The organism is Kitasatospora sp. NPDC059973, from assembly GCF_042737525.1.
Classification (GTDB): Bacteria; Actinomycetota; Actinomycetes; order Streptomycetales; family Streptomycetaceae; genus Kitasatospora.
The window spans coordinates 1-7,970 of sequence record NZ_JBHWUI010000256.1; the positions used below are offsets into that span (position 1 = coordinate 1).

Here is a 7,970-nt window from a genome sequence, read left to right on the forward strand (position 1 = left end):
GGCCGAGGAAGTCGATTCCTCGGCCCAACGGCCGTTCGTCGTCACCGGTCCGGGGAGCCTGCCCCGGGGCCCGGCCCGAAGTCCGGTGTCCAGGGGCTTCACACGTCATGTGATGTATGCCATTGTACATGTCACACTCCCCACCGTGTGCACGACGGAGCCGCCCCACGGCGCCGTCGCAACGGTCCTCACTCCCGTCAAGGCCGCGTCTCCCCAGCGCGGTTGAAGAAGGCCCGGAGGCCCCCACGTGAGAACCGCACGACCTTTTTCACCACTGCCTCAGTTGGCCAGGCTGGTGACGATCGCCCTGGCGATGCTCCTGGCGCTCGGTCTGTTCGCCCCGCGCGGCCAGGCCGCCCCCGCCCCGGTCCCGCCCCAGCCCGGCGGCGCCCCGTCCGCCACGGCGGCCGGCCCGGCCCCGCAGCCCGGCATCGGCGCCGCCGCGCAGGGCGACGGCCAGAACCGGTCCGTCCCCGCCAGTGACCGGGCCCCGCTCTCGGCCACCGCGCCCGCGGACGCCGCCTCGACGGGGGCGGCCGCCACGTCGGCCAAGTCCGCCGGGCAGCAGTCCGCCGCCGCGACCGCCGCGGCCTGCAACGTCGGCGACTTCACCAGCCGCACCGGCAGCGCCCTGGTCCAGCAGATCAAGTCCGCCGAACTCGGCTGCGTCAACCAGCTGTTCACGCTCACCGGCACCGACGCCAACAAGGCCTTCCGCGAGGCGCAGATGGTCACCGTGGCCAACGCCCTGCGTGACACCGCCGCCGCCTACCCGGGCAACAACACCACCTCCGCCGGACAGTTGGTGCTCTTCCTGCGCGCGGGCTACTTCGTGCAGTGGTACCACCCCGCCGACGTCGGCACCTACGGCACCGCCCTGCAGACCGCGATCCGTGGCGCGCTGGACACCTTCTTCGCCAACTCCCACTCGCGTGACGTGAGTTCCGACAACTCGGGCACGCTGGGCGAGGCCGTCGTGCTGATCGACAGCGCGCAGGAGAACGTCCGCTACCTGTACGTCGTCAAGCGCATGCTGGCCGACTACAACGCCGCCACCCACAACCCGGCCGGGATGGGGAACGCCCTCAACGGCGTCTTCACCGTGCTGTGGCGCGGCCACCAGATCCCCGCGTTCGTCTCGGCCGTCCAGGCCGACCCGAGCGTGCTGGACTCGCTGTACGGCTTCGCCGGCGCCAACAACGCCCTGCTCGGCGGTGACTACGGCTTCTTGGTCTACAACGCCACCCGCGAGATGGGCCGCTTCCTCCAGTACGCCCCGCTGCAGGCCAAGGACCGCCCGCTGGTCAAGGGCCTGGTCGACCAGGCCTCGGTCGGCGGCCGCACCGCCTACCAGTGGGCCGCCGCCGCCGAGATGACGGCCGCCTACGACGCCGCCAACTGTTCGTACTACGGCACCTGCGACGCCGCCAACCGCCTCAAGGCGGCCAATCTGACGGTCAGCTACACCTGCAGCCCGAGCATCAAGATCCTCGCCCAGGCCCTGGACTCCACCCAGCTGTCCACCGCCTGCACCAGCCTGACCGGCCAGGACGCCTACTTCCACTCCGTGGTCCGCGACGGCGGCCCGGTGGCCAACGACCGGAACACCACCATCGAGGTCGTGGTCTTCCACGGCCGCTTCGACTACGGCGTGTTCGCCGCGATCATCTACGGCATCAACACCAACAACGGCGGCATGTACCTGGAGGGCGACCCGGCCGCGGTCGGCAACCAGCCGCGCTTCCTCGCCTACGAGGCCGAGTGGGTGCGTCCGGACTTCCAGATCTGGAACCTCAACCACGAGTACACCCACTACCTGGACGGCCGGTTCGACATGGCCGGCGACTTCAACGCCGGGATGACCACGCCGACCGTCTGGTGGGTCGAGGGCTTCGCCGAGTACGTCTCCTACTCGTACCGCAAGGTGTCGTACGACGCGGCGATGTCCGCCGCCGGCCTGCACACCTACAGCCTGAGCACGCTCTTCGACACCACGTACGACAACGCCGACCAGACCCGCGTCTACAACTGGGGCTACCTGGCCGTCCGTTACATGCTGGAGAAGCACCGCGCGGACATGGACGCGGTGCTCGCCAAGTACCGCGCCGGGGACTGGAACGGCGCCCGCGGCTACCTGACCTCCACCATCGGCACCCGCTACAACGCCGACTTCGACGCCTGGCTGACCGCCTGCGCGGCCGGCTCCTGCGGCACCGGCACCGACCCGGGCGGCAACCAGGCGCCCACGGCGGCCTTCACGACCGCGACCGGCGAGCTGAGCGTCACCTTCGTCGACCGCTCCACCGACAAGGACGGCACGATCGCCTCCCGCGCCTGGAACTTCGGTGACGGCACCACCTCCACCGCCGCCAACCCGACCAAGACCTACGGCGCGGACGGCACCTACACCGTCACCCTGACCGTGACCGACGACAAGGGCGCCACCGCGAGCACCAGCCGGGCGGTCACCGTCTCGCGGATGCCCGAGTGCTCCGCCGCCGACACCCGCCTGCTCGACCGGAACTGCCGGCGCAGCAACCTGGCGGCGACCACCGGCAACTACGCCCACTTCTACCTCTACATCCCGGCCGGGACGAAGCAGCTGAAGCTGACCAGCACCGGCGGCACCGGCAACGCCGACCTCTACTTCAACACCGCCTCGTGGGCGTACACCAACGCCTACACGGCCCGGTCGGTCAACGCCTCCAACAACACCGAGACCCTCACCATCGACAACCCGCCCGCGGGTTACGTCTACGCCAGCCTCTACGCCCAGCAGGGCTTCGGCGGCGCGAACATCAAGGCCGAGTTCTGATCGGCCCCGGATGACCGGAGGCCCCGGGGGAGCGCGTGCGGCGCTCCGCCGGGGCCTCCCGCGTGGGCCCGGCGGCGGCTCGCGCCGGGGCTACCCGGCGACCCGGACCAGGGCCATCGTGATGTTGTCCGGCCCGCCGGCCTCGATCGCCGCCCTCCAGAGGTCGTAGACCGCGCGCCCGTCGGCCCGTTCCGATCCTTCGGCCGAGCCCGTCAGCAGCGCCGACAGCTCCTCCTCCGGCACCGGATCGGTCAGGCCGTCGCTGCACACCAGGTACCGGTCACCGACCGCCAGCGGCATGCCGCGCACATGCGGTTCGACGAAGGTCAGGCCGAACGAGCCGCCGAGCGACTGGGTGATCAGCGAGGTGGTCCGCCGCCCGGGGGCCGGCGGCGGACTGTCGTCCACGCTGATCCGGCGCAGGCCGTCCCGCTCCACCCGGTAGACCCGGCTGTCGCCGACGTTGAAGGCGACGATCCGCTCGGGGAGCAGCACCACACCCGCCACCGTCGTGCCCATCGCGGCGAGTTCCGGATCCTCGGCCGCCGCCGCGTACACCGCCTGGTTGCAGGACTGCAGGGCCTCCCGGACGGTCTCCTCGCCCTCCAGGCCCGGCCCGGCGGCGGCCAGCCGCCGGGCCACCAGCGCGCTCGCCACCTCGCCCCCCGGGTGCCCGCCGAGCCCGTCCGCCACCGCGACCACGCAGGGCGGTCCGGTCGGGAAGAGCAGGGTCTGCGGGTTGCCGGTCACGGTCGCGCAGAGCGTCCACGGCCCGACCGTCAGGCTGTCCTCGTTGTGTTCGCGCACCAGGCCCTCGTGGCTCAGCGCACTCACCGCGATGTAGGCCGCCATCGGCTCGCCGCCCTTCCGGGACTCCGGGTCGGGCCGTCCTTGCTCCTCCCATTGTCCCGCCGGCCCGGGAAACCGCCCGGTCCGCCCCGGGGTCCTCACGGCCTGCCCGGCCCGTGTACCGGTACGGCCCCGCACCCGTGCGGTCCTGGGCGGCCCGCGGGGCGCGCGGGGGAATACCGGCGGAGCGGCCGGTGCTAAGGTGGTTGAAACTTTGACGATCGGATCCCGCGCCCCGGGATTCACCAGGAGTGTGGTGAGCAGCATGCAGTTCGGAATCTTCACCGTCGGCGACGTCACCCCCGACCCGACCACCGGCCGCACCCCGACCGAGTACGAGCGGATCAAGGCGATGGTGGCCATCGCCCGCAAGGCCGAGGAGGTCGGCCTGGACGTCTTCGCGACCGGCGAGCACCACAACCCGCCGTTCGTGCCGTCCTCGCCGACGACCATGCTCGGCTACATAGCCGCGCGGACCGAACGCATCATCCTCTCCACCTCGACCACGCTGATCACCACGAACGACCCGGTGAAGATCGCCGAGGACTTCGCGATGCTCCAGCACCTCGCGGACGGCCGGGTCGACCTCATGATGGGCCGCGGCAACACCGGCCCGGTGTACCCGTGGTTCGGCAAGGACATCCGCCAGGGCATCCCGCTGGCGGTCGAGAACTACGCGCTGCTGCACCAGTTGTGGCGCGAGGACGTGGTGGACTGGTCGGGCCGCTTCCGCACCCCGCTGCAGTCCTTCACCTCCACCCCGCGCCCGCTGGACGGCGTCGCGCCGTTCGTCTGGCACGGCTCGATCCGCAGCCCGGAGATCGCCGAGCAGGCCGCCTACTACGGTGACGGCTTCTTCGCGAACAACATCTTCTGGCCCAAGGAGCACTTCCAGAAGCTGGTCGACCTCTACCGCGAGCGCTACGCCCACTACGGGCACGGCACGGCGGAGCAGGCCTACGTCGGGCTCGGCGGCCAGCTGTTCATGCGGAAGAACTCGCAGGACGCGGTGCGCGAGTTCCGCCCGTACTTCGACAACGCGCCGGTGTACGGCCACGGCCCCTCGCTGGAGGAGTTCACCGAGCAGACCCCGCTCACCGTGGGCAGCCCGCAGGAGGTCATCGAGAAGACGCTGACCTTCCGCGAGTCGTTCGGCGACTACCAGCGCCAGCTGTTCCTGATGGACCACGCCGGCCTGCCGCTGAAGACCGTGCTGGAGCAGCTGGACCTGCTGGGAGAGGAGGTCGTGCCGGTGCTGCGCGAGGAGTTCGCCAAGGGCCGCCCGGCGGGCGTCCCGGACGGGCCGACGCACGCGGCCCGGGTCGCGGCCGCACTCGCCGCGCAGGAGGAGACGACGGAGGTGGCCGAGTGAGCACGTACCGACTGGCGGTGGTGGCCGCCGGGCTGAGCAAGCCGTCCTCGACGCGCCTGCTGGCCGACCGGCTGACCGAGGCGACGGTCCGTCAGCTCGGCTCGGCAGGCGGCGCGGTGGACGTCACGGTGATCGAACTGCGGGACCTCGCGACCGACATCGCGCACAACTTCGTGACCGGGTTCCCGGGCGCGGCCCTGCGCGAGGCGGTCGAGGCGGTGACGCGCGCCGACGGCCTGATCGCCGTGACGCCGATCTTCACCGCCTCCTACAGCGGCCTGTTCAAGTCCTTCTTCGACGTGATCGACCACGACGTCCTCGCCGGGAAGCCGGTGCTGATCGCCGCCACCGGCGGCACTCCCCGGCACTCGCTCGCCCTGGAGCACGCCGTCCGGCCGCTCTTCGCCTACCTGCGCTCGGTGGTCGTCCCCACCGCGGTGTACGCGGCGACGGACGACTGGGGCGCGACGGGGGACCGGCACACCGACGGCCTGCCGGGCCGGATCGACCGGGCGGCCGGCGAGCTGGCCACCCTGCTGGCCGGCCGCCCGCCGACGACGGCGCCGTCACCGGCCGACACACCGGCCGTGGTGCCGTTCGCCGAGCAACTGGCCGCCCTCCGGGCCTGACGGCACGAACGGGCGACGGCCGGAGCGGGACGAGAGCCGGAGCGGGACGAGGGGCGGGCCGAGTGGCCCGCCCCTCACGGGGGCGTCCGCCGGGCCGTGGCGCTGGGCCGGACGGGTGCGTGTGATCGCGCCCGAATGTCCACTATGCGGTGTAATCGTACACATGATCAGATCACTGCCGGTCCGTCATGCTCCGAGCGCGGAGCCGCTCCGCCCCACCGGCCGTCCGGTCGCGGACCGCCGGACCGGGCGGGGAAGCACGCGGGAACCCTGAGGTGGAGACCGCCGTGCCGCCCGAGAGCCCGAACGCGCCCGCCGGGGAGCCGCAGGCCGTCCTCACCCCGCTGACCAACGTCGCGATCTTCCTGGTGCTCACCATCGACCCCGGCGGTGAGCAGGCCGTCCGCGACCTGCTGCCCGACCTCGCCGGCCTGCGGCGCTCGGTCGGCTTCCGGGCCCCCGACGCCGGGCTGACCTGCGTCACCGGCATCGGCTCCGACGCCTGGGACCGCCTCTTCGCCGGCCCCAGACCCGCCGGGCTCCACCCGTTCCGGGAGGTGGCGGGCGCCCGTCACCGGGCCCCCGCCACCCCCGGCGACCTGCTGCTCCACCTGCGGGCCACCCGGTTGGACCTCTGCTTCGAACTGGCCGGCCAGCTCACCCGCCGGCTGGCCGGTGCCGCCACCGTCGTGGACTCCGTCCACGGCTTCCGCTACTTCGACGACCGCGACCTGCTGGGCTTCGTCGACGGTACCGAGAACCCCGAGGGGCGGGCGGCCGCGGCGGCCGTGGTGGTCGGCGCGGAGGACCCGGGGTTCGCCGGCGGCAGCTACGTCGTCGTCCAGAAGTACCTGCACGACCTCACCGCCTGGAACACCCTCCCGGTGGAGCAGCAGGAACGGGCCGTCGGCCGCACCAAGCTCACCGACATCGAGCTGGACGACGCGACCAAGCCCGCCGACTCGCACGTCGCCCTCACCACGGTCACCGGCCCCGACGGTGAGGAGCGGCAGATCATGCGCTTCAACATGGCGTTCGGATCCTTCGACGGCGGCGGCGAGTTCGGGACGTACTTCATCGGTTACGCGCGCACGCCCGAGGTGACGGAGGAGATGCTGCGCAACATGTTCGTCGGCCGCCCGCCGGGCAGACACGACCGGCTGCTCGACTTCTCCACGGCGGTGACCGGCTCGCTCTTCTACGTCCCGACCGCCGAGTTCCTCGACGGGCCGCCGGCCGCGCCCGCTCCCGCCGGCGCCCCGGCCGAGGTCACCGCCGCCAGTGCCGCCACCGCCAGTACCGCCACCGCCAGTACCGCCACCGCCAGTACCGACACCGCCCCCTCCGCCGCCGACGGCTCGCTCGGCATCGGCAGCCTGAAAGGGACCCCTTCGTCATGAGCAATCTGCACCGCGACCTGGCCCCCGTCTCCGCCGCGGCCTGGGAGGAGATCGAGGAGGAGGCCCGGCAGACCTTCAAGCTCCACATCGCCGGCCGCCGGGTGGTGGACCTGAGCGGCCCCGAGGGCACCACCCTCGCCGCCGTCGGCACCGGCCACCTGACCGGCATCACCCCGCCCGCGGACGGGGTGCTCGCCCACGCCCGCGACTCCCAGCCCGTCGTCGAGCTCCGGGTGCCCTTCACCGTCAGCCGCGTCGCCGTCGACGACGTCGAGCGCGGCTCCCGCGACTCCGACTGGCAGCCGGTCAAGGACGCGGCCCGCACCATCGCCCTCGCCGAGGACCGCGCCGTCTTCGAGGGGTACCGGGCCGCCGCCATCGAGGGCATCCGCGCCGGTGCGAGCAACCCGGCGATCCAGCTCCCGGCGGACGTCCGCGAGTACCCGAACGCGGTGGCGAGGGCGCTCTCCGCGCTGCGCCTCGCCGGAGTCGGCGGGCCGTACGCGCTGCTGCTCGGCGCCGACGCCTTCACCGCGGTCAGCGAGACCAGCGACCACGGCTACCCGGTGGCGGCGCACATCGCCCGGCTCCTCGACGGCGAGATCATCTGGGCCCCGGCCATCGAGGGCGCCTTCCTGCTGTCGGCCCGTGGCGGCGACTTCGAACTCGTCCTCGGCCAGGACATCTCGGTCGGCTACCTCTCCCACACCGCCGACTCGGTCGACCTCTACCTCCAGGAGTCGCTGACCTTCCGTCTCTACACGGCCGAGGCCGCCGTCGCCCTGGTCGGCCGGAGCCTGTCCGACCTGCCCTAGGGGCTGTTCAAGGTTCGGATCTTGCTGCGGTTCGATGGTGGGCTGGTGTCTCTGGTAGAACTCCGTGCTGTGGCGCGTTTTGACGTGACG

Annotated in this window: 6 protein-coding genes; 5 read left to right on the plus strand and 1 reads right to left on the minus strand. The window is 72.3% G+C overall.

The window, feature by feature from the left end:
- The first annotated feature begins 313 nt into the window (after window positions 1-313).
- Window positions 314-2,815, plus strand: a complete 2,502-nt coding sequence (locus ACFWA9_RS36855; RefSeq protein WP_380393537.1) for a collagenase — start codon at window positions 314-316, stop codon at window positions 2,813-2,815.
- Between the two features lie 90 nt (window positions 2,816-2,905).
- On the opposite strand, the gene ACFWA9_RS36860 is transcribed toward ACFWA9_RS36855, so the two are convergent.
- Window positions 2,906-3,667 (minus strand): protein phosphatase 2C domain-containing protein, encoded by a 762-nt coding sequence (locus tag ACFWA9_RS36860; protein ID WP_329486978.1) that lies wholly within the window; start codon window positions 3,665-3,667, stop codon window positions 2,906-2,908.
- Window positions 3,668-3,929: 262 nt separating this feature from the next.
- On the opposite strand from ACFWA9_RS36860, the gene ACFWA9_RS36865 reads away from it, so the two are divergent.
- The 4 genes from ACFWA9_RS36865 to ACFWA9_RS36880 all read left to right on the plus strand — a co-directional run bounded on the left by ACFWA9_RS36865 (window position 3,930) and on the right by ACFWA9_RS36880 (window position 7,880).
- The gene (locus ACFWA9_RS36865; protein WP_380393526.1) at window positions 3,930-5,036 is read left to right on the plus strand and encodes an LLM class flavin-dependent oxidoreductase; all 1,107 of its coding nucleotides are present in this window, start codon (window positions 3,930-3,932) and stop codon (window positions 5,034-5,036) included.
- Window positions 5,033-5,665 (plus strand): FMN reductase, encoded by a 633-nt coding sequence (locus ACFWA9_RS36870; protein WP_380393529.1) that lies wholly within the window; start codon window positions 5,033-5,035, stop codon window positions 5,663-5,665. The genes ACFWA9_RS36865 and ACFWA9_RS36870 overlap by 4 nt, the downstream gene beginning before the upstream one ends.
- 287 nt (window positions 5,666-5,952) lie before the next feature.
- Window positions 5,953-7,065: a Dyp-type peroxidase gene (locus ACFWA9_RS36875; RefSeq protein ID WP_380393531.1), complete on the plus strand. Its 1,113-nt coding sequence runs from the start codon at window positions 5,953-5,955 to the stop codon at window positions 7,063-7,065.
- A complete protein-coding gene (locus ACFWA9_RS36880) occupies window positions 7,062-7,880 on the plus strand; it encodes a family 1 encapsulin nanocompartment shell protein (protein ID WP_380393534.1) in 819 nt (272 codons plus the stop codon). The genes ACFWA9_RS36875 and ACFWA9_RS36880 overlap by 4 nt, the downstream gene beginning before the upstream one ends.
- The last annotated feature ends 90 nt before the right edge of the window (window positions 7,881-7,970 follow it).